We start from the raw sequence: 26,693 nt of genomic DNA, 5'->3' as shown, positions 1-26,693 counted from the left end.
TTTGCGCTCCGCCCCCCCGCCCGGGCATCGACCGGCCCTGTTCCGGCGGCCCCTCCCGCCCTGTCGCTGACGCGGCGCAACCCGCCGCGCCCTCCGGCGCCCCGACAATCGCCGCATGTCCGAACCCATCGACTGGCTCCCCGACGGCACCCCCTTCAATCCGCGCTTCGGCGACCGCTACCACAGCGAAACCGGACTCGCGCAGGCGCGCGACGTCTTCCTGTACGGCTGCGGGCTGCCGCAGGCATGGGCGGGCCAGGCGATGTGGCGCGTGCTGGAGACCGGCTTCGGCTTCGGCCTGAACTTCCTCACCACCTGGGCCGCGTGGCGGGCCGACCCTGCACGGCCGCGCCTGCTGCATTTCGTCTCGTGCGAGGCGTTCCCGGTCTCCGCGGACGACCTGATGCGCTCCCTGCAAGGCCATGGCGAGCTGGAACCGCTCGCCCGCGCCCTGCACGCCCAGTACTGGGGCCTGCTGCCCGGCGTGCACCGGCTCGCCTTCGAGGGCGGCCAGGTGCTGCTCACGCTCTACATCGGCGATGCGCAGGCCATGCTGCGCCAGCAGCAGCCCGTGGCCGACGCGGTGTACCTCGACGGCTTCAGCCCGCAGGCGAACCCCGAACTCTGGGACGTGCACACCCTCAAGGCGGTCGCGCGCTGCTGCCGCCGCGGCACGCGCCTGGCCACCTGGAGCGTGGCCGGCGCGGTGCGCGAGGGGCTCGCGCAGTGCGGCTTCCAGGTGCGGAAGGTGCCCGGCGTGCCGCCCAAACGCAGCAACCTGCAGGCGGTGTTCGATCCGGCCTGGGAGCCGCGCCCGGTGCAGCCGGAACTGCCGGACGTGCAGGTGGCGGGCGGGCCATCTCGCGCGCTGGTGATCGGGGGCGGCCTGTCGGGCGCCGCGGTGGCGGCCAGCCTCGCGCGGCGCGGCTGGCAGGTGCGGGTGCTGGACCAGGGCGCGGAACCGGCGGCCGGCGCTTCGGGCCTGCCGGCGGGCGTGTTCGCGCCGCACGTGTCGCCCGACGACAGCCTGCTCTCGCGCCTGTCGCGCTGCGGCGTGCGGGCCACGCTGCAAGCCCTGGCGGCATCGGATCTGGCGGAGGGCGAGGACTGGAGCGCCTGCGGCGTGCTGGAGCACGCGGTGGACGGCAAGAACCGCCTGCCCGCCGCCTGGGTCGGCGGCACCACGGCGGGCGCCGAATGGAGCCGGCCGGCCGATGCCGCGGCGCTGGAGGCCGCGGGCCTGCCCGATGCCACCGTCGGCACCTGGCACGCACGCGGCGGCTGGCTGCGGCCCGCCCGGCTGGTGCGCGCGCTGCTGGCGCACCCTGCCATCCAGTGGCAGGGCCGCAGTGCCGTGGCGCGGCTGGAGCCGGTGTCCGCCCCCGATGGCACGACGCGCTGGCAAGCGTACGGCAATGACGGCACGCTGCTCGCCGCAGCGCCCCATGTGGTGGTGGCCGCCGGCTACGGCAGCCGCCCCTGGCTGCCGGCCCGCTACCCGATCCATCCCCTGCGCGGGCAGGTGAGCTGGGGCACGCGGGCGAACGGTCCGGAGGCCGCCTGGCCGCCCTTCCCCGTCAACGGCCACGGCAACCTCGTTCCGCACGCGGGCGCGGCGGGCGGAGCGATCTGGGTGATGGGCTCGACCTTCGAGCGCGGCCAGACGGAGTTGCCGCCTGCGCCGCAGGAACAGGCCGAGGCCCATGCCACCAACGCCGCGAAGCTGCAGCAGTTGTTGCCGGCGCTGGCACAGGGCCTCGCACCCGCCATCGCCGGCCCGGGCGCCGTGCCCGGCCACTGGGCGGCCGTGCGCTGTACCGCACCCGACCGGCTGCCGTTCGTGGGGCCGGTGGATGCCGCTGCGCAGCCCGGGCTCTGGGTCTGCGCGGCGATGGGCGCGCGCGGTCTCACGCTGTCGCAGCTGTGCGGGGAGTTGCTGGCCGCCCGCATGACGGGCGAGCCGCTGCCCGTGGAGGTGCGCCTGGCAAGGGCGTTGTCCGCCGAGCGGCTTCCGGGGGCCTGAAGCGCCAGCGCTCAGACCTGCGGAGCGCTCGGCTTGCGCGCCGGAATCCACAGGCCGAGCAGCGCCGCCGCCGCGAGCGACAGCAGCCCGGTGACGGCGATCCCGCCCGCGAGCGATGCGGTCGCCACCAGCGCCGACAGCAGCGCCGGCCCGCAGGAGCCGCCCAGGTCCGACAGAAAGCGCCACACCGCGAGAAAGTAGGGCCGGCCGTGGCGCGGCGCGAAATCCGCGCCCAGCGTCATGATCAGGCCCGAGCCGATGCCGTTGCCGAAACCAATCGCGGTCGCGGCGATCAGCAGTGTCACGAAGCCGCCCGTGAACGGCATCGCCAGCAGCGCCACGCCGATGATCGCCATCGACGGCACGGCCACCCAGCGGCGGCCCTTCAAGTCCATCACGCGGCCGGCCGGATAGAACAGCAGCATCTCGATGCCGCCCGCGATGCCGTAGATCACCGACGTGACCGCGGGCGCCAGCAGCAGGTGGTCCGCCCAGAGCGGGATCACCGCCTGGCGCGACGCGCGCACCGCGCTCACGAGCGCCACGCCCAGCCCGAGGGTGAGGAACACCTTGCGGTGGTCCGCCACGATGGAGCGCAGGCTCACGGGTGCCGGAGCCGGCGCGCCCTCGGGATGCGGCGGCGCCTGCAGGTCCGGCAGGCGCGCGCCGATCGCCGCGGCCGCCAGCACGCCCGCGATGCCGACGGCGAACGCGGCGTGCAGCCCGAAGGCATGCACCACCGCCGCCGAGAGGAAGGGACCGATGAACATGCCGATGCGCATCACGCCGCCCAGCGTGGAGAGCGCCCGCGCACGGTAGGCGGGCGGCACCGCCTCGGTCAGGTAGCTCTGCCGCGCGAGGTTGTAGACGGCCTGCGACATGCCGACCATGCAGGAGCCGATCGCCAGCGGCACCACGCCGGGCAGCAGCACGGCCAGGGCCATGCCCAGCGCGCTCCACACGCCCGCCGCGACGATCGCCCAGCGCTCGCCCCAGCGGATCGTGATCACCGAGGCAGGGATGTTGTTCAGCAGCGATCCCAGCCCGATCAGCGTCACCACGAAGGCCGCCATCGGCACCGAGGCGCCCAGGTCCCGCGCCAGCAGCGGAACGATCGGCAGGATCGCGCCCTCGCCCACCCCGAACAGCAGCGACGGCCCGAAGGCCGGCAGGGCGATCCGGCGCCACGAGAACGCGGCGTCGCCAGCGGCGGCGGAAGAGGTGTGGGGGGCGGAAGACGAGGAATCGGTCATGGGCATGCGGCGATGGCGGGGAACGATGCCCCCCGCCGACGATACGCGAAGCGCGGATGCGCCGCCGTCCGCGTGCCGGGATGGGACGGCGGCAGGTCTTCGCAGCGCCAGTTCATATACATATATCGATATACATGAAGGAATAAACAATAGTTTGAAACCATAAGGCGAAACCCTACAGTCACGGCCTATGCATGACTTGGCGTTCGTTTTTGCGGGATTCGCGGTGGGCCTGATCGTCGGCCTCACCGGGGTCGGTGGCGGCTCGCTCATGACGCCCGTGCTGATCTTTTTCTTCGGCGTGAAGCCGCACCTCGCGATCGGCACCGACCTGCTGTTCGCGGCCTTCACCAAGATGGGCGGCACCGTGAGCCTGGCCCGCCAGCGCCTCGTTCCCTGGCGCGTGGTGGCCCTGCTGTGCGCGGGCAGCCTGCCCGCGTCCATCGCCGCGCTCTGGGCCCTGCGCGCCATCGGCCCGGCGAGCGCCGTGGCCCAGCAGATCATGACCACCACGCTGGGCGGCGCGCTGCTGCTCACCGCGGCGGCCACCCTCTACAAGGCGTTCGTGTTCTCGCCCGCCCGGCAGGCGGCCGAGCGCGCCGCCCGCCAGAGCCAGGGCGAGCGGGCCGACCGGCCCCGCCACTGGAGCCTGCCGGTGCTGCTGGGTGCGCTGATCGGCACGCTGGTCACCTTCACCTCCGTGGGCGCCGGCGCGATCGGCGTCACGGTGCTGCTGGTGCTCTTCCCCCTGCTGCCGCTGCCGCGCGTGGTCGCGGCGGACATCGCCTACGCCGTGCCGCTCACGCTGGTGGCGGGCCTGGGCCATGCCACCCTCGGCTCCGTGGATTGGCCGCTTCTCGCACAATTGCTGGCGGGCTCGCTGCCGGGCATCTGGCTCGGCTCGCGTCTCGTCACCCGTGCGCCGGAGCGGCTGATCCGCTCCGCCCTTTCCGTGCTGCTCGCCTGGGCGGGCGCCAAACTGATTCTGATCTGAGTGCGTCCCACGCGCACCGCCCCACCATGTACCAATACACAGAATTCGACCAACAGTTCATCCGCCAGCGCGCGGACCAGTACCGCGACCAGCTGGAGCGCTTCCAGGCGGGCAAGCTCTCCGGCGACGAGTTCAAGCCGCTGCGGCTGCAGAACGGCTGGTACGTGCAGCGCTACGCCCCAATGCTGCGCGTGGCCGTGCCCTACGGCGAGCTCTCCAGCGGCCAGCTGCGCGTGCTGGCGCGCATCGCCCGCGACTACGACGTGCCCGAGGCCTCGCTGCTGGCCGAAGCGCAGGCCACGCAGGAAAAGCTCGGCGACATCCCGCTCGCCGACGGCCGCCGCATCGGCACGCGCCTGAAGTACGGCTACGGCCACTTCACCACGCGCACCAACGTGCAGTACAACTGGATCCCGCTCGACAAGAGCGCGGAGGTGATGGACCTGCTGGCGTCCGTGCACATGCACGGCATCCAGACCAGCGGCAACTGCATCCGCAACATCACGAGCGATGCGCTCGCGGGCATCGCCGCCGACGAGATCGCCGATCCGCGGCCCTTCGCCGAGATCCTGCGCCAGTGGAGCACGCTGCACCCCGAGTTCGCCTTCCTGCCGCGCAAGTTCAAGGTGTCGCTCAACGGCGCCCGCGAAGACCGCGCCGCGCTCGGCTGGTACGACGTGGGCCTGCAGCTCGTGAAGAACGAGGCCGGCGAGCTGGGCTTCCAGGTGCGCGTGGGCGGCGGCATGGGCCGCACGCCGGTCATCAGCCCGGTGGTGCGCGAGTTCCTGCCCTGGAACCAGCTCATGAACTACCTCGAGGCCGTGATCCGCGTCTACAACCGCTACGGCCGCCGCGACAACCTCTGGAAGGCGCGCATCAAGATCCTCGTGAAGTCCGAAGGCCAGACCTACGTGGACCAGGTGGAAGAGGAATTCCGCCAGATCGTCGAGGTGGAGGGCGGCCCCCACACCATCACGCAGGCCGAATACGACCGCGTGGCCGCCTGCTTCCACGACCCGGTGCCCGACCTGGGCGGCGCGGACGCCGAGAGCCAGACGCTGTCGCTGCTGCGCGCGGCCGCCGAGGGGGACCAGGGCTTCGGCCGCTGGCTCACGCGCAACGTGCTGCCGCACCGCCACCCGCTGCTGCGCGCCGTGGTGCTGTCGTTCAAGCGCATCGGCCATGCGCCCGGCGACGCCACGGCCGACCAGATGGACGCCGCCGCCGACCTCGCCGACCGCTATTCGTGCGGCGAAGCCCGCGTGACCCACGAGCAGAACCTGCTGCTGCCCTGGGTGCGCGCCGACCAGCTGCCGGCCCTCTACGAGGAGGCGCGCGCGCTGGGCCTGGCGCAGCCCAACATCGGCCTGCTGACCGACATGATCGCCTGCCCCGGCGGCGACTTCTGCTCGCTCGCCAATGCGCGCTCGCTGCCGATCGCCGAAGCCATCACCGAGCGCTACCAGGACCTGGACGAGCTCTGGGACCTGGGCGAGATCGACCTGCACATCAGCGGCTGCATCAACTCCTGCGGCCACCACCACAGCGGCCACATCGGCATCCTGGGCGTCGACAAGGACGGCAAGGAGTGGTACCAGATCACGCTGGGCGGCGCCGACGGCACCGACCTCTCGGGCGCGGCCGTGCCCGGCAAGATCATCGGGCCGTCGTTCAGCGCGGCCGAGGTGCCCGGCGTGATCGAGGCGCTGCTCGCCACCTACCGCGAGCACCGCCAGGCGCTGCCGGCCGATGCCCCGGGCAGCGCGCGCGGCCAGAAGCACGAGCACTTCATCGACACGGTGCGCCGCGTCGGCATCGAGCCCTTCAAGGCCGCCGCGAACGCCGCGCGGCACCCGTCCGAGGCCGTGTCCGCCTGAGTCCGCATCCGCTTTCGACCGAAATCAGCCCCATGAAAATCATCGCTTCCCACGACCACACGGCGGCGCCCGCCGGCCAGACCGTGCTCGACATGCCGAACGACGCCGACCCGCTCGTGCAGGACCTGGCCGGCATCGACCGCATCGACCTGCATTTCCCGAAGTTCACCGACGGCCGCGCATTCAGCCAGGCACGGCTGCTGCGCCAGCGCCGCAAGTTCCAGGGCGAGATCCGCGCCACGGGCGACGTGCTGATCGACCAGCTCGTGCAGATGGCGCGCTGCGGCTTCGACGTGGCCGTGCTGCGCGAAGGCGTGGACCTGGCCGACGCACAGCGCCAGTTCGACCGCTTCCACGCCTTCTACCAGGGCGATGTAGCCCACCCGCTGCCGCATTTCCGGGACGCCGCCTGAGGCGCCGCCGCACAAGAGAACCGACCGAGAGACCGATCGCATGAACGCCCGCACCGAACCCCACGTGCTCAGCCAGCTCAGCAACCGCCACCTTGACGCGCTGGAGGAAGAGACCATCTTCATCCTGCGCGAGGTGGCAGCCGCCTTCGAACGCCCCGCCCTGCTGTTTTCGGGCGGCAAGGATTCGCTGGTGATGCTCAAGTGCGCCGAGAAGGCCTTCATGGACACGAAGGGCCCCTCCGGTAGCCGGGGCCGCATCCCCTACCCGCTGCTGATGATCGACACCGGCCACAACTTCCCCGAAGTCACGGACTTCCGCGACTTCCGCGCGAGGGAGCTGGGTGCCGAGCTGATCGTGCGCAGCGTGGAGGATTCGATGGCGCGTGGCACCGTGCGGCTGGCGCACCCGGGCGAGAGCCGCAACGTGCACCAGTCGGTCACGCTGCTGGAGGCGATCGAGGAATTCCGCTTCGATGCGCTGATCGGCGGCGCCCGCCGCGACGAGGAGAAGGCCCGCGCCAAGGAGCGCATCTTCTCGCACCGCGACAGCTTCGGCCAGTGGCAGCCCAAGGCGCAGCGCCCCGAGCTGTGGACGCTGTTCAACACGCGCCTCGCCCCGGGCGAGCACTTCCGCGTGTTCCCGATCAGCAACTGGACCGAGCTGGACGTGTGGCAGTACATCGAGCGCGAGCAGATCGCCCTGCCCTCGCTCTACTACACCCACAAGCGCCAGGTGGTGGAGCGCAAGGGCCTGCTGGTGCCCGTGACCGAACTCACGCCGCCGCGCGAGGGCGAGACGGTGGAAACGCGCGACGTGCGCTTCCGCACCGTGGGCGACATCACCTGCACCTGCCCGGTCGAAAGCCCCGCCGCCACCGCCGCCGACATCGTCATCGAGACGCTGGCGGCCGACGTGAGCGAGCGCGGCGCGACGCGCATGGACGACAAGACGTCCGATGCCTCCATGGAAAAGCGCAAGAAGGACGGATATTTTTGATGGGCATCCCCCTGTGGCGCTGCGCGCCTTCCCCCTTCTCTCGCCGGGCTGCGCCCAGCGGGAAGGGGGACACCGACAGCGCGGCGGGGCGGCCCTTGCGCGGCGGTTCTGGCCTGGACCGCGCCAGTTTTGACGCCCCGCGTGGGTGACGGAGAGAGTTGCATGACACACACCAATGATTCGATAGTTGCTGGCACGCATTCAGTGAACGCCGAGGGCGAGGAAGACCACCGCTCTGCCCTGAAATTCATCACCTGCGGCTCGGTCGACGACGGCAAGAGCACGCTGATCGGCCGCCTGCTGGTGGACAGCCGCGCGGTGCTGCAGGACCATCTCGCGGGCGTGACGCGCGGCGGCGAGACCGACCTGGCGCTGCTGACGGACGGCCTCTCGGCCGAGCGCGAGCAGGGCATCACGATCGACGTGGCCTACCGCTACTTCGCCACCGAGACGCGCAAGTTCATCATCGGCGACGCGCCGGGCCACGAGCAGTACACGCGCAACATGGTGACGGCCGCCTCCAGCGCCGATGCGGCCGTGGTGCTGGTCGATGCCACCAAGCTCGATTGGCGCGACCCGCAGCTCACCCTGCTGCCGCAGACGCGCCGCCACTCGCTGCTGGTGCACCTGCTGCGCGTGCATTCGCTGGTGTTCGCCGTGAACAAGCTCGACGCCGTGGAAGACCCGGCGCTCGCGCTGCGCCACATCCAGGGCGCGCTGGAGACCTTCGCCCGGGCCGCCGGCATCGCCGTGCGCGCCACGGTGCCCGTCTCGGCCCTCAAGGGCTGGAACGTGGTGGATGCGAAGCCCGGCTGGTGCGGCTACGAAGGCCCCAGCCTGCTGCAGATCCTGGAGCAATTGCCCCACACGCCCGCCGACACGGGCCTGGCGTTCGCTTTCCCCGTACAGTGGGTGGAGAAATTCTCGTCGTCGGCCGACACCACGCAGGGCCGCCGCGTGTTCTGGGGCCGCGTCGCCGCCGGGCAGGTGGCGCCGGGCGCGGCCGTGCGGATCTTCCCGAGCGGGCAGCTCGCCCAGGTGGCGCAGGTGCTGGACCATGCGCGCAGGCCGCAGGACGTGCCGGCCGGCATGAGCGCCGGCATCGTGCTCGACCGCGAGGTGGACGTCTCACGCGGCGACTGGATCCTGGCCGCCCCGGCACCGGCTGCGTCCGCCGCGGCGGACGATTTCGACACGCCCGCCCCCGTGCCCGCCTGGCCCGCGCGCCGCGAACTGCGCGCCACCGTGGCCTGGATGGACGACGAGCCCCTGGTGGCGGGCCGCGTCTACTGGGCACTGCACGGCCACCGCTGGGTCAAGGCCAAGGTGCAGCGCGTGGTGCACCGCCTGAACATCCACACCCTGGAGGAAGAGGAAGCGACGCAGCTCGAACCCAATGCCATCGGCCACGTCGACCTGCTGCTGCAGGAAGCCCTGCCCGCCGCGCCGTTCACGCAGGCCCGCGTGCTGGGCTCCCTGATCCTCGTGGATACGGCGAGCCACCGCACCGCCGCGGCCGTGCTCGTGAACTGATCCGGACCGGCCGCGCCGCCCCTTCCTGCGACGGCGCAAGGGGCGGCGGGCGCCTCCGGCCCGATCCGCCCTAAAATTGCGGGTTACCCCCGATCCAAAGACTGCCTCTCATGACTCACGTCGTCTCCGAAAACTGCATCAAGTGCAAGTACACCGATTGCGTGGACGTGTGCCCCGTGGACTGCTTCCGCGAGGGCCCGAACTTCCTGGTGATCGACCCCGACGAGTGCATCGACTGCGCCGTGTGCATTCCCGAGTGCCCGGCCAACGCGATCTACGCCGAGGAAGACCTGCCCGCCGACCAGTTGGCCTTCATCAAGCTCAACGCCGAGCTCGCCCCGCAATGGAAGAGCATCACCAAGCGCAAGGCCTCGCTGCCCGACGCCGACGAGTGGAACGGCAAGCCCGGCAAGGTCGCCGACCTCATCCGCTGAAAGATGAACACATCCCCCCGAGCGGCTGCGCCGCTCCCCCCTTCTCTGGCGGCGCTCCGCTGGCCGGAAGGGGGGCGACGCCAGCGCGGCGGGGCGGCCCTTGCGCGGCGTCTGCCCGCCTGGGCCGTGGCGGGTTCCAGCGCCGCAGTCCTCTCTTGAACATGTGATGCAAAACGCTCGCGCCATCGAAGCCGATGCCGTGGTCATCGGCGCGGGGCCCGTGGGGCTCTTCCAGGTCTTCCAGCTCGGCCTGCAGGGCATCGCCGCCCACGTGATCGACGCCCTGCCCCACGTCGGCGGCCAGTGCGCCGAGCTCTACGCCGACAAACCCATCTACGACATTCCGGGCGTGCCGATGTGCACCGGCCGCGGGCTGGTGGAACTGCTGGCCCGGCAGATCGCGCCGTTCTCTCCGCAGCTGCACCTCTCCCAGCGGGTCGAGACGCTGCAGCCGGGCCCCGAGGGCGGCTTCCTGCTGTCCACGGATGCCGGCACGGCGCTTCACGCACGCACCGTGTTCATCGCCGCGGGCGTGGGCGCCTTCGTGCCGCGCACGCTCAAGATCGAGGGGATCGAACGCTTCCACGGCACCCAGGTGTTCCACCACGATGCGCCGGCCGACACCGCCGGCCGCCATGTGGTGGTGCACGGTGGCGAAGACACGGCCGTGGCCCGCGCCATCGCCTGCGCCGAGCACGGCCCGCAGTCGGCCGCGAGCGTGGTGCTGCTCTACCGCCGCGATGCCTTCCAGGCGCCGCCGCAGGCGCTCGCCCGGCTGCAGGCGCTGCGCGCGGAAGGCCGCATCCGCGTCGTGGTGGGCCAGGCCACGGGCATCGAGGGCGCGGAGGCGGCGGAGGGAACCGGCTCCGCCCTGCCGCGGCTGTCCGCCCTGCGCGTTCTCACTCCCGATGGAACGGAGCAGCGCCTGCCCACGGACGTGCTGCTGCTGTGCCTCGGCGTCTCCCCGCGCCTCGGGCCGATCGCCGACTGGGGCCTGGTGCTGGAGCGCAAGCAGCTCGTGGTGGACACGGCGACGTTCTCCGCCGGCGTGCCGGGCCTGTATGCCGTGGGCGACATCAACACCTATCCCGGCAAGCGCAAACTCATCCTCTGCGGCTTCCATGAAGCCACGCTGGCCGCCTTCGCCGCGGCCGAGCATCTGGCGGGCGCCCCGGTCGCGCTGCAGTACACGACCACCAGCAGCCGCCTGCACGAGCGGCTCGGCGTGGCGCCGGCCCGGCCGGCCGCGGCCTGACGGGCGACGGGCGACGGGCGACGGGCGACGGGCGACGGGCGACAGTTGACGCCACGGCGGGTCGGGAGAGGGCCGCCAGAAGGCGAAATCCCCCTGCAGTCCGAGGTCCGCAGGGGGATTTGCTGCCCCGCGCCATCCCCCTCCCAGAGGTGGCGCGGATTCTTCTTGTTGTTGTCATCGAGGCGATGGAATCGCTTCTCCTCCTGGCCTCTCGGCCATGTCTTCGTTGATCAGTCGGCGATCACCCGCAGCGCAGCTCCCACGCGGTGGGCATGCATGCACATCCGTTCCAGATCGCGCAGGAAGTCGCCCAGCGGCGTGAACGGCAGGCGGCGCATCACGCAGTCGCACTCCGTGCTCCAGCGCAGCAGGTCGGGCCCCTCCACCTGCATCTCGGCAGGCTCCCCGTGGTAGTGCCGCCAGAACGCCGACAGATAGCCTTCTTCGGAGGCGGCAGCCATGACGTGCTGGTAATACGATTCCCAGAGGGACTGCGGCTGCCACAGGGCCCCGGACGTGGCGGGCCTGCCGGCCCGGTCGGCGTCGGACGCCACGGTGACGCACCTCATGGCAGACTCCGGGCGACGAGGGCGCCGGACGGTGCGCAGCCCAGGCCCCGGGCACTGCCGGCGCTTGCAGGGGCGGCGGCCTCCGGCAAGGGTGCGCCGGCAGATGCCGAGATGGGGGTGGGCTGCATGGTCAGGCTCTCTCGATCGGGTTCGGGGTGATCCGCGTTCTGCGGCGTTACCCGTAATCTGAAGAGACGGCCTGCAACAGCCAATTACATCGAATTACAACCCCGGGGCCTTCCAGTCGCCTTCGGGCCGGCCGCATTTGCGGATGCGGAACGAGTAATCGCCGAAGCGCACCTCGCCGCGGCGGCGCTCCACCACCGCCAGCGCCGAGCCGAGCGCGTTCTGCACCTGGCGCCGCGCCCGGAAGAGCTGGATGTTCAGATACGGAACGTCCACGCCCAGCATGCGGGCCAGGGCCTCGATGCCCAGCCAGCCCTGGCTCGAGGGCGGCAGCCCCCGCTCCGCGTCATGCAGGCGCTGGCGCGACAGGGTGACCAGCGTGTAGTGGTGGATGCGCTCGCCGAGCGTGAGCGTCTGCGAACCCACGTGGATCTCCAGGCAGACGTGCTCCTCGTCCTGGCTCAGGTCGAAATCGAACACCGGGGCCGCCAGGGTGGGCGAGGTGGTCATGCGCGGCAGGTCCTGCGTGACGCCGAGGTCTTCGCAGAGCACGAATTCCCAGTGCCGCCCGCCCGCCTGCACCACGTGGCCGTCGAGCAGCGGAACGACGTGGTCCATGCGGTCCCACCACCAGCGCCCCTCCGACTGGAACACGTTGGACTCGGCCGCCGCCGGATCGGGCAGCAGGTTTTCCTGCATGTCGAGCACCCGCAGCACCTTCTCGCCCTCGAGCGGCCAGAGGCCCGTCCTGGGGCACGAGGTATCCACCAGCTGCCAGACGGCCGAGGTCGAGGTGCCGAAGCGGAGCTCCGCTCCCACCGCCAGCGCGTGCCAGTGCCCGGGCGCCAGGCGGCGGCCGTCCATCAGGGTGCCGTTGCGGCTCTGGTCGCTGATTTCCCACTGCGTGCCGGACCAGCGGACCAGCGCATGCAGCTTGGACACGTCGGACTCCTGCAGCACCGTGCGGCAGGAATCGGGATGCCGGCCGAAGGTATGCAGGGGGCGGAGCACGATGCTCCGGCCGCTCGGAAGATTTCGCAGGATCGCCATCGTGCTCGTCGGGACGCTTTCAAATCAGACGTACAGGGGCCATGGATTGAGAAGGCCCTCATTCTGCGGGGTTTCGCGCCAGCCCATCTGGACGGGCACGCGGTACAGCCGGGGGTTCGCGAACTCGGGCCAGATGTGGCAGGCGCCGGGCACCACGGTCCTGATGGTATGGAGCGGAATGTCGGGCCGCGTGTAGTCGTGCACCACCACTTCCATGCCGCAATTCCCGGCCGCCGCCACGCACTGCGCGATGTCCGCCCGGAGGCCGCCACTCCCGCGGTCGTCCTCCCGGGGCCGGCGGGCGCTCCCGGCCCATCCACGGTAGGGCCCATTGGGCCACAGAAACGCCGGGGATGCATCCCGCAGGCCATTCCAGTGTGACGGCAACGTCTTGCCCACCGCCACGAGCTGCACCAGCTCGGTGAGCGCCCGTTCGCAGGCCATCGCGGCATCGAAGCTGCAGCCGAAGCCGAGCGCCCAGTCGCCGCCGCGGTGCCGCCCGACGGCCGCGGCCACGGGAATGCCCAGATCGTGGGTCAGGTCGAGCAGCCAGAACGTCCAGTCGGGCCCCAGCGTGCCCTGCACGCGCCGGACGTGCCCGGCCGGCACCGCCTCCGGGGCGAAGGCCGGCCTCGGCAGTTCGTTGTACCACCAGATCGCCGTCGCGTCCCGTTCGACCACCTCCAGCAGGCCCTGCAGGATCGCCTCCTCGGGGCAGTTGCCGGCGGCGCAGCCGTTGGAGTTCCAGGCGCCGTGGCGGGACCACGCATCCGGCACGCCCAGGTAGCACTGGGCGAGTGGAATAAAGCACGGCGCATCGCGCGTCAGCGACCAGGCCGGCGTCCAGGCCAGGGGCTCGTGCGGGGCATGGGGCACGAAGCGGCGCACGCGGTCGTCCTGCGGCCCCGCCCCGGCGGCGGAGCGCGCCCGCTGCCCCTCGCTGATGAACACCAGCGCCTGCGGACCGAAAGCCGGGCCGGGCAGGTCGCCCTCGAGTGCGACCGTGCAGGGCTCGTCCCCCTGCCAGCCCGCTGCGTAGCGCTCCACCGCCTCGCACAGCGCGCTGGCCTGCGCCTGCACGGCGGTCATGCCCTTGCCCAGGCACCACCGGGCCGAGGCCGGCATGCCTTCGGGCGCGCCCGGGGGATGGAAGCCGCTGCGGTAGACGGTGATGTCCCCGGCCTGCGGCAAGGGCAGCGGCGTGCATTCCGTCACCACGCCCGCCACGCCGTCGACGCAGGGCAGCAGGGCCTGCACCGTGGTGCCGGGCGGCACGGTGCGCGATCCCCCGCGGGCGCCCGGCAGCGCCTGCACGGGGCCCGGGCGCACCGGGCGGCGGAGCTGACGGGCCATCCAGTCCGGGTCGCCGCAGTGGGGGCACTGCGGCCGCTGCGGCGCGGCGCCCCACCGCACCGCCGCGTCCGGCTCCATGCCGTCCCAGGCGGCAAACCGGCCGGGCACCGCGCCGGCCAGCAGTTCGCGCGCGGCCTCCTGCGCCCTCTCGTGCCGCGCCATCCACCCCGGGTCCTCCTCGCGGAGCGGCACCAGGCCGTGCGAGCCGGGCACTTCCCGCTCCAGCCAGCTCCGACCGGGGCTGTTGCGGCGCAGCCGGTGCATGAAGCAGTGCCAGCAGGGACCGGGGGCGCCCGGGCGCAGCAGCGGGCCGACCAGGGTCCGCGCCCCCGCCTGGCGCACCGGCAGCCACCAGCGCCCGCGGCCGGCGCGGCAGGCTTCCGTCCAGGCCGCCGCCAGCCGCGGGTCGAAATAGTCGCTGCAGAGCAGCACGTCCGCGCCGCCCGCCTCCGCGATCTCCGCCCAGCGGTTTGCCACATTGCCCGCTCCGTCCCCGCCGCTTCCCGCCTCCGGGGCGCCGGGCAGGCGGCAGAACAGCCCGAGGCTGCCCGTCGCGCCGTCGATGCGCACCGGGCCGGCCTGCACGTCCGGGATCCGCCAGCCCCGGCCCGGGTCTTCCGGGCCCGAGGGAACGACGCAGCGCTGCCGCGACAGCGATTCCAGGGCCATCAGCAGGCCGGGCAGATGGCGCGGGTCCCCCCCGGCCGCGCACCAGGCTGCGGGCGAGAGCCCGCCATCGACCAGCCCGGCGAGCACGCCGGCCTCGGCGAAAGGCAACTGCAGCGCCCCGGTGTCTTCCACCAGGACAGGCTCGGGCAGCGAGGACGGCGCCAGCGGTGCCTGCGGCGCACGCAGCACGGGCCGGAACCGGGGATGCCAGCGGGGTACGGTGTGGAACCAGTCCATGGAAATCAGCGTATCGAAAAAGGACCAGGGGCCGGGGCACGGGCGGCGCCGCCGGGCTTGGTGGCCGGTTCAGCGGCTTCAGGGCTGCTGCAGATCGAAGCAGGCCACGGCATAGGGCGCGTGGCCGTGGCGCGTCCGGAAGTCGCCCTCGAGCCGCCGGTGCGCCTCGGAGAACTCCCCGAACGGCTCCCATTGCCGCACCGTGCGGAACCCCGCGTCTTCCGGCGCCAGCTCTTCGGCGCGTTGGAAGCCGGTGGTCACCGGCAGAACGGCCGGCCCGGCCTGCAAGGCGGCGATCGGCACGAAGTCGCGGTGCAGGTAGTCGATCACCACCCGGCAAGCGCAGCCTTCCCGACGCGCCCGCGCGGCCAGCGCACGCAGCATGCCGGTCATGGCGGCCGCCGGCACGTAGGGCGCGACCCCCTCGACCAGCACGAGGCAACGTTGCCCGCGCCGCCACGGCACGGCATCGAGCCATGCCGGGTCCTGCAGGCCGCAGGCCACCAGGAGGCTGGCGGACGGCGCAGCAGCCAGCGTCTGGTGCAACAGCCGCCGGCGCAGTGCGATCACGTCGGGCAGGTCCACGTCGATCCATGCCGGCCCGCTGCCATCCGCGCCTGGACCTTCCGCCGCGAGGCGGCCCTGGCGCGTGCACAGGCCGACGCCGATGCTCACCACCGCGAACACGTCCTGCAGCGCACAGGCCTCGCGCACGGCGCCATCGAAGATGCGGCTGCGCACCACGACGGCGCGCACCAGCGATGCGTCCTGGCCCGCGAGGCGCAGGTCCCAGGGGCACTGCGCCAGCAGGCGTTCGGCCCACGGATCGGCCCAGCCGGCATCGACCTGGCGCGCGAGCGGCGAAGCGCGCGCGCCCAGGGTCAGGGCCAGCGTGGCCGAACTGCCGCGCAGCGCCTGCCATGCGGCATCGGTGCGCGCAGGCGCGGGAAGCTCCGGCTCAGGCACTGCGGCGGGCGCTTCAGCAGGTGAACGGGTAGGCGCTGCCGGTGTTGTTGTAGGAGGTCAGGGAGATCGGCCAGAAATCCTTCGCCTCGGGCGCGTTCGGATAGTTCAGCACGATGCGGTTCTTGATCCGCTGGCCGTCCGCGGCGTACTGGTTCCAGGCGCCCTTGTCCGCATCCCAGGTCAGCGCCGGGTCGGTCTTGAAGCGGATGGAGAAGTTGAAGGGGTTGTTGTAGCCCAGCCACTGGCTCAGCAGGGGGGCCGCATCGGCGCACGCGGGGTTCAGCAGTTCGTCGCGGAACACCTGCGACTTCCACGCCAGGGCGATGGCGCGCAGCACCACGCCGCCGAAGGCCAGCAGGGAGCCCGGGTCACCGCCGGGAATGCCCAGGCCCGTGGGCAGCGCGCCGCCCACCATGTGCGGCTGCGGTGCGTCCTCGGCGGGCACGTCGGCGGTCGCACCCATCAGCGTGGGGAACAGCTGGTAGTAGCTGGCCAGCGCTTCGGCCGCGTGGTCGGCGGGGGCCTGGGGGAAGACGATCTCGAAGCCGTCGTCGAGGCCGATCCAGCCGGCGGTCAGCTCGGGCTTCCACAGCGTGAGGTCTTTCGGGTCGTCGCTGCGCTCCAGTGCCACGTCCAGCCAGGGCCAGATGGTCTGCAGGCCGAAATCCTTGGCGAGCAGCGGCTGGATGTCCTTCTGCGCGAGCAGGTGGTCGCGGTACTCCGGCTCGTACCAGGACTTGGCGATGGCGCGCAGGTAGGCCAGGCGGAATCCCAGCAGCGGGTCGCAAGGTTGTTGGTGAGTGGAACTCATCGGATGTCCTCCCTCTTTCAATCGGTCAACACACAAATGCCCCGAGTTCGGGGCGCATACCCAGCAGGGCCTGCAGCCGCGACGCGTCGCCTACGGTGCAGGATGCAGGATCCACATGGCGCAGGCGTGACAGTGCCTGCGCTTCCACACGGTGCTTGCCGCCCGCGCGCGCGACTTCCGCGGCCTGGCGGAAACAGGCCGGGGCGTCATGGGCGGTGCGCGCGTCGTGCAGCAGGTACTCGGCCTTCTGCAACCACAGCTCGGCAGTGTATATGCCCTCCGAGAGCTCGTGTGTGAGTTCCAGGCAGTGCGACACGCGGTCGACGGCGTCGGACCAGCGGCCCTGGCGTGCCAGGATCTCGGCGCAGAAGGCGCGGTAGTAGGTCTGGCAGTACTTGCAGCCGATGCTCCAGAGCGCCTCGATGGTGGCGTCGGCGCTGGCCAGCTCCCCCGCCACCCAGCCGCGGATCACTTCCGCGTAGCCGCGGAACGCCGGCAGGCCGTAGCGTCCGGACAGCTCGATCAGCTCTTCGACGACCTGGCCGGCGCGGGGGGCGTCCTGCCGCCCCAGGTAGCCCAGCGCCTGGTAGAGCAGCGTGATGCCGATCGAGGGAATGTGCGCCAATGCGCGGGCGCGCTCCACCGCGCGTTCGGCATCCTCGCGCGCCAACGCATCGTGGCCGGCGCCCCAGCGCACCAGGGCCCGCGCCGCCAGCGCCCAGGCGACGGTGTCGAACCCGAACTGCGCCGGGTGGTGCCTGGAGAAGTCGCCATGCCGCTCGTCGACGGCCTCCGACAGGTACTGCTCCGCCGCATCGAAGCGGCCTTCGGAATAATGGGCCAGCCCGATCCAGGTGCAGGCGGCCACCAGGATGCCGGCATCGCCCCGCTGGCGCGCGAGTTCTTCCAGCTGCAGTGCCAGCCGCATCACTTCCGCGCGGTGGCTGGCCACGTGGTGGTAGGTGAGCACGAGCCAGAGGTGCTGCACGCGCAGCTCCACGGAGATGTCGCGCTCCACCAGGCCCTGCGAGAGCTCGATGCGCTGCTCCACCTGCGGATGCGCCCAGCCGTGCTTGTTCATCAGCGCCTGCATGACGTAGCCGTTGAGCGCCAGCCGGGGCTCCCAGCGGGCGGGCTCGTCCAGCCGGTCGATCCAGTCCTCGACCGTGCGGGCATAGGTGATGGTCTCGTCGTTCAGCGAGCGGTGCTGCGTCATGCGCAGCTGGGCCAGGCCGGCGGGCACCGCGTTCGCGTAATCGCGGGCCAGCGCATAGTGGTGCGCGAGCAGGCCGGGCTCCTCGTCGCGCACCCGGGCACGGCGGCGCAGGATGACTTCCGCGGCCACGCCGTGCATCAGCGCGCGCTGGGTCGCCAGCATGCTGTCGTAGGCGGCGTCGCGGATCAGCGCATGGCGGAACAGGTAATGGCCCGCGGCATCCGCCGGCATGAGCAGCCCGACGTCCACCAGCGACCGCAGTCCGGCAGGCACGTCCTGCAGGCCGCAGTCGGGCAGCCAGTCGCCGTCGAAGCGCCGGCCCCAGATGGACGCCCAGCGCAGCACCTCGCGCGCCGGGCCGAGCTGCATGAAGCGGCTCTCCAGCGAATCGCGCAGCGTGATCGGAATGCCCTTCAGGTCGGCGTCCTCCTGGAAGTCCCACTGGCCGTCGCGCTCTTCCAGGCAGGTCTCCAGCAGGGTGCGGGTCAGCTCCTGGATGAACAGGGCGACGCCGTCCGTGCGCGCGACGACGTGGTCCACGACGGCCTGCGACACCTGCCGCGGCGCCAGCACCTGCCGCACCATGGCGGCTGCCTGGCGCGCGCCGAGCCGGCCGAGTTCCAGCGACACGAGCGTGCCCTGCATGCGCAGCGGCGGCTCCCATTCGGGGCGGGCGGTGAGCAGCAGCATGCAGCGCTCGCCGGCGAGTGCCGCCGCCAGTTCGGCGAGCCATTCCAGCGTGGCCGAATCGGCCCAGTGCAGGTCTTCGACGAACAGCAGCACGGGAGCCTCGCGGGACTGGTGGCGCAGCCAGCCGAGCGAGGCCTCCATCAGCAGTGCCTTCTGCAGCGCGGGCGCGATGTCCACCACCTGGTGCATGCCCACCTGCAGCGACAGCCAGACGCAGAAGATCGGCAGCACGCGGTCCACGTCGCAGCCGGCGTCGCCGAGCATGCGCGCAAGGCGCTCCACGACCACGGCATCCGCCTCGTCCGGGCCGCCGCACTGGGCGCGGATGAGCGCCAGCATGGGCGCCAGGGCGCTGTTCTCCTGCTCGGGCCAGCAGGCGGCGCGCAGCACCCGCCCGCCGCGGCCCTGCACGTGCGCCAGGAAGGTTTCGCTCAGGCACGACTTGCCGACCCCGGCCTCGCCGCGCACCAGCACCGCGCCGCCCTCGCCGAGCAACGCCGCGCGCCAGCGGCGGCGCAGAAGCAGCAGCTCGCGCCACCGGCCCACCGCTTCGCGGGGCAGCGCCGGCACCGCGCTGGCGCCGTCCTGCGCCATGGCGAAGCACGGCAGCTCGGCCGGGGCGCCGGGCAGGCGCACGCCACCCTGCGGGATGAACTGGGCATGGTGCCGCAGCCGCTGGCGCGCGGCCTCGCTGACCACCACCTGCCCGTCGGCCGCAGCCTCTTCCATCGCCATCGCGATGCTGAGCGCGCGGCAGGGAACCACGGCACCGCTTTCGATCAGCACCGAGCCCGTGTGCAGGCCGATGCGCACCTCCCAGCGCACGTCGCCGACCGGCTGCGCGGCGGATCGCACCAGTTCCTGCGCGATCTGCACGGCGAGGCGCGCATCGGCCTCGGCGTGGGCGGAATAGCCCAGCGTCACCAGGAAGTGCGTGCCCAGAGTGCCGCCGAGCGTCCCGCCGCGCTGCACGGCCACGTCGATGAGGCGGCGCAGCACGTTGCGTTGCGCCATCTCCTGCTGCTCGGCCGCCTCTTCGTCGCCGCCGTCCGGCGGGGGCGCGAAGACCACGCCGCAGTAGAGGAGCGTGAGCTGCCGCTTTTCCTCATGGGGCGTGCCGAACGCCGCCACCGTGGGAGCGATGCCGCCGGCGCCGGCACCGGGCCGGGTGCGCAGCACGCCGACCAGATCGTCCAGGCGCACGGCCGAGGACCGCTCCCAAAGCTGCCGCGCGGAGGTGGCCCGGTCCTCGCGCCGCTTGCGCAGGGCGCTGCGCAGCACCTCGGCCAGGGGGTGGCCCTGGATCGCGTGCGGCAGGCTGAACTCCTGCGGCGACAGCTGGCGCTGGTAGATCTCGGCCGTGGACTCGCCCGTCACCACCCGCCCGGTGAGGCATTCCAGGAAGATGAGCCCCCAGGCGTACAGATCGGCCTGCGGCGTGGCGACCTCGCCGCGCAGCTGCTCGGGCGCGCTGTAGGCCGGGGTGCCGACGTATTCACCTTCGCGCGTGAGCTGCGTCGCGTGCGCGTCGCCGAAGCCCGGCAGCAGCGTGCTGATGCCGAAATCGAGCACCTTGGCGTGCGACGTCAGGCCCGAGGCGCTGATCATGATGTTCTCGGGCTTCAGGTCGCGGTGCGCGACGCCCGCGTCGTGCGCGCAGGCGACCGCGTCCAGCACCTGCAGCATCAGGCGGCCGGCCTCGCCCGCGGACAGCGCCCCCTGCTGCTGCAGCAACTGCCGCAGGGTCATGCCCGGCACGAACTCGAAGACCGCGAAGACGAACGGGCCGCAGACGCCTTCGTCGAGCAGTTGCACGACGTGCGGATGGTGCAGCCGCGCGCAGGCCCCGATCTCGCGGCGGAAGCGCTTGAACAGCCGCTCGTCCTCGTCGATGCGGACGAATTTCAGCACCACCTTCTGGCCGGTGGGCTGTTGCAGCGCGGAGAAGACGATGCCGTAGGAGCCGGTGCCGATCACCTCCTGCAGCGCATAGCGCTGCACGAGCGCGGCGTCGGCGGTGAACGCCTGCTGGATCTGGCCGGGATCGGGAGGTCGGAAGCTCATGCCCATGCGTGCTCCGCAATGCGCTGCACCACGGGTGCGTGGCCATGGTCCAGCGGACCGGAGCCGCGGCCGGTGCGCACGCCGGCGCCGGCCTGGATCGCGGCCTGCACGTAGGCGTGCGCGGCCGAGACGGCCTCCGGCAATGCCAGCCCGATCGCCAGGTGGGCCGCGATCGCGGACGACAGGGTGCAGCCCGTGCCGTGGCCGTTGCGGGTGTCCACGCGCGCGGCGCGCAGGCGCAGCGGCGGCTCGCCGCCCTGCCGCGCGAGCAAATCCACCAGCGCGTCGCCGGGCAGGTGGCCGCCCTTGATCAGCACCGCGTTCGCGCCCAGGCCAAGCAGGTCCTGCGCAGCGGCCTCCATGGCGGCCTCGTCGGCGATGCCGCGGCCCAGCAGCATGCCGGCCTCGTCGAGGTTGGGCGTCACCACGGCCGCCAGGGGGAAGAGCTCCTCCACCAGCACGGCCACGGTGTCCGGCGCGATGAGGCGGTCGCCGCTGGTGGCCACCATGACGGGGTCGAGCACGACGTGCGGCAGCGCGTGGCGGCGGATCGCGTCGGCGACCACTTCGGCGATATCGGGCGCATGGAGCATGCCGATCTTGACGGCGTCCACGCCGATGTCCTCGACCACCGCGTCGATCTGGTCGCGCAGCATGGCGGGGGGGATGCCGTGGATGGAGCGCACGCCCTGGGTGTTCTGGGCGGTGATGGCGGTGATGGCGGTCATGCCGAAGCAGCCGAGCGCCGCGAAGGTCTTCAGGTCGGCCTGGATGCCGGCTCCCCCGCCGCTGTCGGACCCTGCAATCGATAGCACACGCACGTAGCGGGGGCCGTCCGCGGGGCCCGCCGGCGCCCGAGGATCAAGAGGCTTGGAATTCATGGCAAAAATTATGGCGCATGCGCGGCATCAAAAACCTCGCTATCAACCCTGTGCTGTAATCCCGTCACGGACGAAACAGGGGTGCCGCGCCGTCCGGCGTGGCTGAGAAAAACCCTCGGCACCCGATCCAGGTCATGCTGGCGTGGGGAGTTTCGACGGTGGACCGCCGCCTGTTCTCCTCCGCTGCCGATCCGCCGCGCCCCTCCCGGGCCGGCGCCTCCGATGAGAACGCACGCCACCTGCCCCATGTCCGCTCTGCTCTCCCCCCATTCCTCGATCACTGTCCTCGGCGCCGGCCTCGTGGGCCGGCTGCTGGCTGCCGAGCTGGCACGCCAGGGCCACGCGGTGGAGGTGCACGAGGCCCAGGGGCCCGACGCCCAGGGCGCCGCGGCGCGCATCGCCGCCGCCATGCTCGCGCCCCTGGCGGAATCGGCCATCACCGAGCCCGGCGTGGTACGCATGGGCCACCATGCGCTCACGCGCTGGCCGCAATTGCTGGCCGGGCTCGACTGGCCCGTCTTCTTCCAGCAGGAAGGCACCCTCATCCTCTGGCACCGGCAGGACGCCGCCGAGGCCGTCCGGCTGCGTGGCGTGCTCGAGCGCACGGCCCGCACGGTCCCGGAACTGCCGGCCCTGCAGGCGCTCGACGCGCAAGGGGTCGGTGAGGCGGAGCCGGCGGTGGGCGGGCGCTTCCACCAGGGGCTCTACCTGCCGGGCGAAGGCCAGCTCGACAACCGCCAGCTGCTGGCCGCCCTGGAGCAGGCGATGCGGGCGCGCGGCGTGCGCGTGCACTGGAACAGCCCGCGCGCTCCGGAAGACTTCACGCCCGGCGCGCCGGGCCAGCCCGACTGGGTGCTGGACTGCCGCGGCCTGGGCGCGCGCGCGCAGTGGCAGCAGTTGCGCGGCGTGCGCGGCGAAGTCGTGCGGCTGCACGCGCCCGGCGTCACCCTGCGCCGGCCCACGCGGCTGGTGCACCCGCGCTACCCGATCTACATCGCGCCCAAGCAGGACCACGTGTTCGTGATCGGGGCGACCGAGATCGAATCCGACGACCTCTCGCCCGCCAGCGTGCGCTCCACCCTGGAGCTGCTGAGCGCCGCCTACGCCGTGCATCCGGGCTTCGCGGAGGCGCGCATCCTGGAGATCGCCACGCAGTGCCGACCCACCCTGCCCGACAACCTGCCCGCCGTCCGGCAGCTGGCGCCGCGCGTGCTGCAGGTCAACGGCCTGTACCGCCACGGCTTCATGATCTCGCCGGCCATCCTCGACGTGGTGATGGAATTGCTGAACGAGGGACAATCGCGCCTCGCCCCCCGCTTCGACCTGGCGCTGGAGCTGGGCGCAATGCCTTCCCGGCCCGAGACCGAACCCGCCGCCATCCATCCATGAACGTCGTCATCAACCAGAACGCCACCGAACTGCCGGAGGGCGCCACCGTGGCCCACGCCGTCGCGGCCATCGCGGCGCGCCCTCCCTTCGCCGTCGCCGTGAACACCGTGTTCGTGCCCCAGGCCCGCCATGCGCAGCATGCGCTGCAGCCCGGCGACCGCGTCGAGATCATCGCGCCCGTGACGGGCGGCTGAACGCACCCGCGCCGCTCCCGCAACCACCGTCCCTCACCGTGCCGCCGGCTCCGTCCGGCCCCCTGCCCTTTTTGCCTGCCATGTCCACCTCCGCATCCGATGACGCCCTGGTCCTCTACGGCCAGCGCTTCGAGAGCCGGCTCCTGCTCGGAACCGCGCGCTACCCCTCGCCCGCCATCCTGGAGGCCGCCGTGCGGCGCGCACGCCCCGCAATGGTGACCGCCTCGCTGCGCCGCCAGGGCAGCGACCCCGCGGAGTCCGGCAGCGGCTTCTGGGAACTGCTGCGCCGGCTCGGCGTGCCGGTGCTGCCCAACACGGCCGGCTGCCACAGCATCCTGGAAGCGGTGACCACCGCCCAGATGGCGCGCGAGGTGTTCGGCACGCCGTGGATCAAGCTGGAACTGATCGGCGACGACTACACGCTGCAGCCCGACACCCTCAACCTCGTGGAGGCTGCCTCGCAGCTGGTGCGCGACGGCTTCCACGTCCTGCCGTACTGCACGGAAGACCTGGTGCTGTGCCAGCGCCTGGTGGACATCGGCTGCCAGGCCGTCATGCCCTGGGCCGCGCCCATCGGCACCGGCCGCGGCCCCGTGAACCCGTATGCGCTGCGCACGCTGCGCGAACGGCTGGACGTGCCGCTGCTGGTGGACGCCGGCCTGGGCCTGCCCTCGCATGCCTGCCAGGTGATGGAATGGGGTTACGACGGCGTGCTGCTGAACACGGCCGTGGCGCTCGCCCAGGACCCGGTGGCCATGGCCGGCGCGTTCGCCGACGCGGTGCAGGCCGGCCGCGCGGCACGCCATGCCGGCGCCATGTCCGCGCAGGACGCGGCCCAGCCGAGCACGCCGGTGCTCGGCACCCCTTTCTGGCACCACGACCATGGCTGAAGCACCGATCCAGGCGATGGCCGATGCCATCACGCAGGCGCATGCCGCCGCGTTCGCCGACTTCCCGCCGCAACCCGCACCGGCGCCCGCGCAGGGCGGCAGCGTGTACCGCGCGGCGCTGCAGGCCTGCAGCGCGCTGGGTTTCATCGCCGTGGACGCGGACTGCCTCGCGCGCGCCTGGCAGGGCCGCACGGACCGCACCGGCGCGTTCGACCCCGTGCAGTGGCCGGACGCCCCGGAGGATTTCGGCCTGCAGGCGCGGTCCCACGCGCAGCCCTTCCCGCCCTGCCCCACGGATCTGGGCCTCTATGCGGTGCTGCCGGACGCGGACTGGGTCGGGCGCATGGCCCGCGCCGGCGTGCCGACGGTGCAATTGCGCTTCAAGTCGGGCGACGCGGCGGCCATTCGGCGCGAAGTGGCGGCGGCGGCCCGCGCCGTGCGCGGCACCGGCGCGCTGCTGTTCATCAACGACCACTGGCAGGAGGCGCTCGATGCGGGCGCCTACGGCGTCCACCTGGGTCAGGAAGACCTCGACGCGCTGGCGCCCGGCGCGCTGCAGGCGCTGCGCGGCGCGGGCGTGCGCCTGGGCGTGAGCACGCACGGCTACGCCGAGATGGTGCGCGCCGACGCGGCCTCGCCCAGCTATGTGGCGATGGGCGCGGTCTTTCCCACGACGCTGAAGAAAATGGCCACCGTGCCGCAGGGACTGGCCCGGCTGACCGGCTACGCGCGCCTGATGCGCGGCTATCCGCAGGTCGCCATCGGCGGGATCGGCGCGGAGCAGTTCAGCGCGGTGCTGGCGACCGGCGTCGGCTCGATCGCGGTGGTGCGCGCGCTGGTGAACGCCCCCGATCCGGAGGCGGCTGCGCGCGACCTGATGCAGCGCATGGCCCTGCGGCCGGCGCAGCCCGGTGCGCCCATGGCCGCTGCGGCCACCGCGGGCGGCAGCGCCGGCCGCTGACCCGGCGAACCGCCCGTCGCCCCGCGCCGGAGCCTCACTGGGGATCGATCGGGCGCTTGCGCTGCAGTTGGTCGAGTTCCAGCCGCAGCTCCATCCGGTCGTTGTCCATCCCGAAACCCACGGGCTGCCCGGGCGCAGGCGGCTCCGTGACCGGCAGGGGCGGCAGGTCGCTGAGCGTCAGGTGGGGCGGGTCCGACAGGTCGAGATCGAGCATCGCATCCGGGTCGGAGTGCAGATCCAGGTGCAGCGGCACGGTGGACATCGAAGCGGTGGCGGGCCGGGATGCCTCGGGCGCGGCCGGGGGCGAAGGCGGCAGCGGCGCCGGCAGCGATTCCCAGGTCAGGCCCCCGGACAGCGTGTCGAACGAGCGCAGCTCCTCTTCCAGCGAGGGTTCGTGGCTCGGCGCGGGCGCGGGGTACTGGGCGGCCAGCACTTCGTCGTCCGGCGGTTCGGCCGGCGTGGTGCGGGGGCGTGGCGGGGCCGCGCCCCGCGCGCTGGCCGGCGTCGTCTGGGCGATGGCCAGGAGCAGCAGCAGATCGTCGAAGGCAGCCAGATCGAACTGGGTGGCCAGGAGCGCATCGGACTGGCGGAACAGCAGGCTCTCGATGGTGCCGACCACGGCCGGCGAGGACCATTCGGCCTCGATGGCGGCCAGGGCATCGGGGAAGCCCTGCAGGCTGCGTCCGGCGCGGTGGAAGGCGCCGAACTCGGGCACGAACACGTTGAACTGCGTGCGGAACTGCTCCCGCAGCTGCTGGAAGCGCTCCACGCGGCCGAGCGTGTGGTAGAGCCGCAGCAGCTCCAGGTAGGCGAAGGCCGAGGTGTCGCCGTGCGCGGCGATATGCTGCTGGAGCACGTCGATGGCCTGGTCGTGCTCGCCCACCGAGACAAAGAATTCCGCCTGCTGCTGGATGTCGAACAGGTCCTCGGGAAGCGGGCCCGCGGCACGGGCCGGCGCGGCGGACGCCAGAGACGCGGCGCCCGACGGCGCGAAGGCCGGCGGCGCTGCCGGGACCGGCGGCGGAGCCGGCGGCTGGGCCGCGGCATCCGTCGGCTGCAGCGGAGCGTTGCGCGTGAAGGCAGGGCCTTCGACCAGCACGGCGCTCGAGAGCGAATCCGCGAAGGCCGGAAGGTGGAGGCCGTCGTCCCGCCGCAGCGCCGGGCCGGCCGGTGCCGGAACGGGCGCCGGGGCCACCGCGGGCGCTGCGGGCGGCGTCTTGGCCTTGCCGCCGCGCGGCAGCACCGGCAGGCGCCGGGGCTTGCCGGCCGGCACGTCCGCACCTTGCGGCCGGGTGTCCGCCCCCGCGTCGTCCGCCGCCGCGGCCGTGGCCGTGGCCGTGGCTGCGGGCGCGGCACCTTCGGACAGGGGCGGCTGGCCATGGTTCACCACGACCTGCGTCCAGGCCGCTTCGCGTTCGCGGCGCGCCCGGGCCCACAGCCAGGCGGCGAGCGCGAGCAGCAGCACGACGAGGCCCAGGAGTGCATACACGACCAGGGCCGGGAAGCTGTCGGATTCGGCGCTGTCGAGGCGCTGGCGCAGGTCGGCGGCGGCCGCGCGCTCGGATGCCGCGCGGGCACGCTCGGTCGCCACGGTGCCTTCGAGCTGGGCCGTGCGCGCCGCGGCGCGCTGGACGTCCTCCACCGGGGTGTTGAGGGCCTTCCACAGCGCGGCGGCTTCGGCGCGCTGCTCGGCGGATGCCGGCGCCGCCGCGGACGCGGGCGAGAGCTCGACGGAATTGCGCAGGGGCAGCGGCGCCTCGAGCCAGACATCGAGCGGCTCCATCACCAGGCGCGCGCGCTCCGCTGCGGGGGACGAGGGCGTGGCCGGCACGGGCCGCCGCGCACGGC

At 72.5% G+C, this 26,693-nt stretch carries 21 protein-coding genes and 1 riboswitch; of the genes, 12 read left to right on the top strand and 9 right to left on the bottom strand.

Features of this window, described 5'->3' with window-relative positions:
* The first annotated feature begins 115 nt into the window (after positions 1 to 115).
* Positions 116 to 2,023, top strand: a complete 1,908-nt coding sequence (gene mnmC, locus Q9R47_RS12135) for an FAD-dependent 5-carboxymethylaminomethyl-2-thiouridine(34) oxidoreductase MnmC (protein ID WP_311233453.1) — start codon at positions 116 to 118, stop codon at positions 2,021 to 2,023.
* Positions 2,024 to 2,034: 11 nt separating this feature from the next.
* On the opposite strand, the gene Q9R47_RS12130 is transcribed toward mnmC, so the two are convergent.
* Complete coding sequence (locus Q9R47_RS12130) at positions 2,035 to 3,276, bottom strand: MFS transporter (RefSeq protein WP_311233452.1); 1,242 nt, start codon at positions 3,274 to 3,276, stop codon at positions 2,035 to 2,037.
* 190 nt (positions 3,277 to 3,466) lie between these two features.
* Between Q9R47_RS12130 and Q9R47_RS12125 the strand changes: the two genes are divergently transcribed.
* The 7 genes from Q9R47_RS12125 to Q9R47_RS12095 all read left to right on the top strand — a co-directional run bounded on the left by Q9R47_RS12125 (position 3,467) and on the right by Q9R47_RS12095 (position 10,779).
* On the top strand, positions 3,467 to 4,270 hold the full coding sequence (locus tag Q9R47_RS12125) for a sulfite exporter TauE/SafE family protein (RefSeq protein ID WP_311233451.1): 804 nt from the start codon (positions 3,467 to 3,469) through the stop codon (positions 4,268 to 4,270).
* Between the two features lie 26 nt (positions 4,271 to 4,296).
* On the top strand, positions 4,297 to 6,147 hold the full coding sequence (locus tag Q9R47_RS12120) for a nitrite/sulfite reductase (protein ID WP_311233450.1): 1,851 nt from the start codon (positions 4,297 to 4,299) through the stop codon (positions 6,145 to 6,147).
* Between the two features lie 32 nt (positions 6,148 to 6,179).
* Positions 6,180 to 6,560 (top strand): DUF934 domain-containing protein, encoded by a 381-nt coding sequence (locus tag Q9R47_RS12115; RefSeq protein ID WP_311233449.1) that lies wholly within the window; start codon positions 6,180 to 6,182, stop codon positions 6,558 to 6,560.
* 40 nt (positions 6,561 to 6,600) lie between these two features.
* Entirely contained in the window at positions 6,601 to 7,557 is a 957-nt protein-coding gene (cysD, locus tag Q9R47_RS12110) for a sulfate adenylyltransferase subunit CysD (RefSeq protein ID WP_311233448.1), read from the top strand.
* Between the two features lie 162 nt (positions 7,558 to 7,719).
* Positions 7,720 to 9,090, top strand: coding sequence for a GTP-binding protein (locus tag Q9R47_RS12105; protein ID WP_311233447.1), 1,371 nt, complete (start codon positions 7,720 to 7,722; stop codon positions 9,088 to 9,090).
* Between the two features lie 110 nt (positions 9,091 to 9,200).
* The gene (fdxA, locus tag Q9R47_RS12100; protein ID WP_311233446.1) at positions 9,201 to 9,524 is read left to right on the top strand and encodes a ferredoxin FdxA; all 324 of its coding nucleotides are present in this window, start codon (positions 9,201 to 9,203) and stop codon (positions 9,522 to 9,524) included.
* A gap of 166 nt (positions 9,525 to 9,690) precedes the next feature.
* Positions 9,691 to 10,779 (top strand): NAD(P)/FAD-dependent oxidoreductase, encoded by a 1,089-nt coding sequence (locus Q9R47_RS12095; RefSeq protein WP_311233445.1) that lies wholly within the window; start codon positions 9,691 to 9,693, stop codon positions 10,777 to 10,779.
* A gap of 230 nt (positions 10,780 to 11,009) precedes the next feature.
* On the opposite strand, the gene Q9R47_RS12090 is transcribed toward Q9R47_RS12095, so the two are convergent.
* The 7 genes from Q9R47_RS12090 to thiD form a co-directional block, all read right to left on the bottom strand.
* On the bottom strand, positions 11,010 to 11,348 hold the full coding sequence (locus Q9R47_RS12090) for a hypothetical protein (protein WP_311233444.1): 339 nt from the start codon (positions 11,346 to 11,348) through the stop codon (positions 11,010 to 11,012).
* Positions 11,349 to 11,570: 222 nt separating this feature from the next.
* Complete coding sequence (locus Q9R47_RS12085) at positions 11,571 to 12,485, bottom strand: FHA domain-containing protein (protein WP_311233443.1); 915 nt, start codon at positions 12,483 to 12,485, stop codon at positions 11,571 to 11,573.
* A 63-nt stretch (positions 12,486 to 12,548) separates the two neighbouring features.
* Positions 12,549 to 14,783, bottom strand: coding sequence for a TOMM precursor leader peptide-binding protein (locus Q9R47_RS12080; protein WP_311233442.1), 2,235 nt, complete (start codon positions 14,781 to 14,783; stop codon positions 12,549 to 12,551).
* Between the two features lie 78 nt (positions 14,784 to 14,861).
* On the bottom strand, positions 14,862 to 15,749 hold the full coding sequence (locus tag Q9R47_RS12075) for a class I SAM-dependent methyltransferase (protein WP_311233441.1): 888 nt from the start codon (positions 15,747 to 15,749) through the stop codon (positions 14,862 to 14,864).
* 13 nt (positions 15,750 to 15,762) lie between these two features.
* A complete protein-coding gene (locus tag Q9R47_RS12070) occupies positions 15,763 to 16,560 on the bottom strand; it encodes a BMA_0021/BMA_0022 family TOMM bacteriocin (protein WP_311233440.1) in 798 nt (265 codons plus the stop codon).
* Between the two features lie 25 nt (positions 16,561 to 16,585).
* A complete protein-coding gene (locus Q9R47_RS12065) occupies positions 16,586 to 20,530 on the bottom strand; it encodes a TOMM system kinase/cyclase fusion protein (protein WP_311233439.1) in 3,945 nt (1,314 codons plus the stop codon).
* Entirely contained in the window at positions 20,527 to 21,411 is an 885-nt protein-coding gene (thiD, locus tag Q9R47_RS12060) for a bifunctional hydroxymethylpyrimidine kinase/phosphomethylpyrimidine kinase (RefSeq protein ID WP_311233438.1), read from the bottom strand. Before thiD ends, Q9R47_RS12065 begins: the two co-directional genes overlap by 4 nt.
* A 67-nt stretch (positions 21,412 to 21,478) precedes the next feature.
* Positions 21,479 to 21,577, top strand: a riboswitch (TPP riboswitch).
* A gap of 80 nt (positions 21,578 to 21,657) precedes the next feature.
* Here thiD and Q9R47_RS12055 point away from each other — a divergent pair.
* The 4 genes from Q9R47_RS12055 (at position 21,658) to Q9R47_RS12040 (ending at position 24,845) form a co-directional block, all read left to right on the top strand.
* Positions 21,658 to 22,800 carry an FAD-dependent oxidoreductase gene (locus tag Q9R47_RS12055; RefSeq protein WP_311233437.1) on the top strand — a complete coding sequence of 381 codons (1,143 nt, stop codon included), beginning with the start codon at positions 21,658 to 21,660 and terminating at the stop codon, positions 22,798 to 22,800.
* Entirely contained in the window at positions 22,797 to 22,994 is a 198-nt protein-coding gene (gene thiS, locus Q9R47_RS12050) for a sulfur carrier protein ThiS (protein ID WP_159968038.1), read from the top strand. The genes Q9R47_RS12055 and thiS overlap by 4 nt, the downstream gene beginning before the upstream one ends.
* Before the next feature lie 80 nt (positions 22,995 to 23,074).
* The gene (locus tag Q9R47_RS12045) at positions 23,075 to 23,884 is read left to right on the top strand and encodes a thiazole synthase (RefSeq protein WP_311233436.1); all 810 of its coding nucleotides are present in this window, start codon (positions 23,075 to 23,077) and stop codon (positions 23,882 to 23,884) included.
* Positions 23,877 to 24,845, top strand: coding sequence for a thiamine phosphate synthase (locus tag Q9R47_RS12040; RefSeq protein ID WP_311233435.1), 969 nt, complete (start codon positions 23,877 to 23,879; stop codon positions 24,843 to 24,845). Before Q9R47_RS12045 ends, Q9R47_RS12040 begins: the two co-directional genes overlap by 8 nt.
* A 34-nt stretch (positions 24,846 to 24,879) precedes the next feature.
* Here the strand turns inward: Q9R47_RS12040 and Q9R47_RS12035 are convergent.
* A partial coding sequence (locus tag Q9R47_RS12035) for a hypothetical protein (RefSeq protein ID WP_311233434.1) occupies positions 24,880 to 26,693 on the bottom strand: 1,814 nt, incomplete at its 5' end.

The sequence above is a fragment of the Acidovorax sp. PRC11 genome (assembly GCF_031844105.1).
Lineage (GTDB): Bacteria > Pseudomonadota > Gammaproteobacteria > Burkholderiales > Burkholderiaceae_C > Paracidovorax.
The sequence above is the reverse complement of the archived record's forward strand: the minus strand, read 5'-3'. Positions and strand labels throughout refer to the sequence as shown.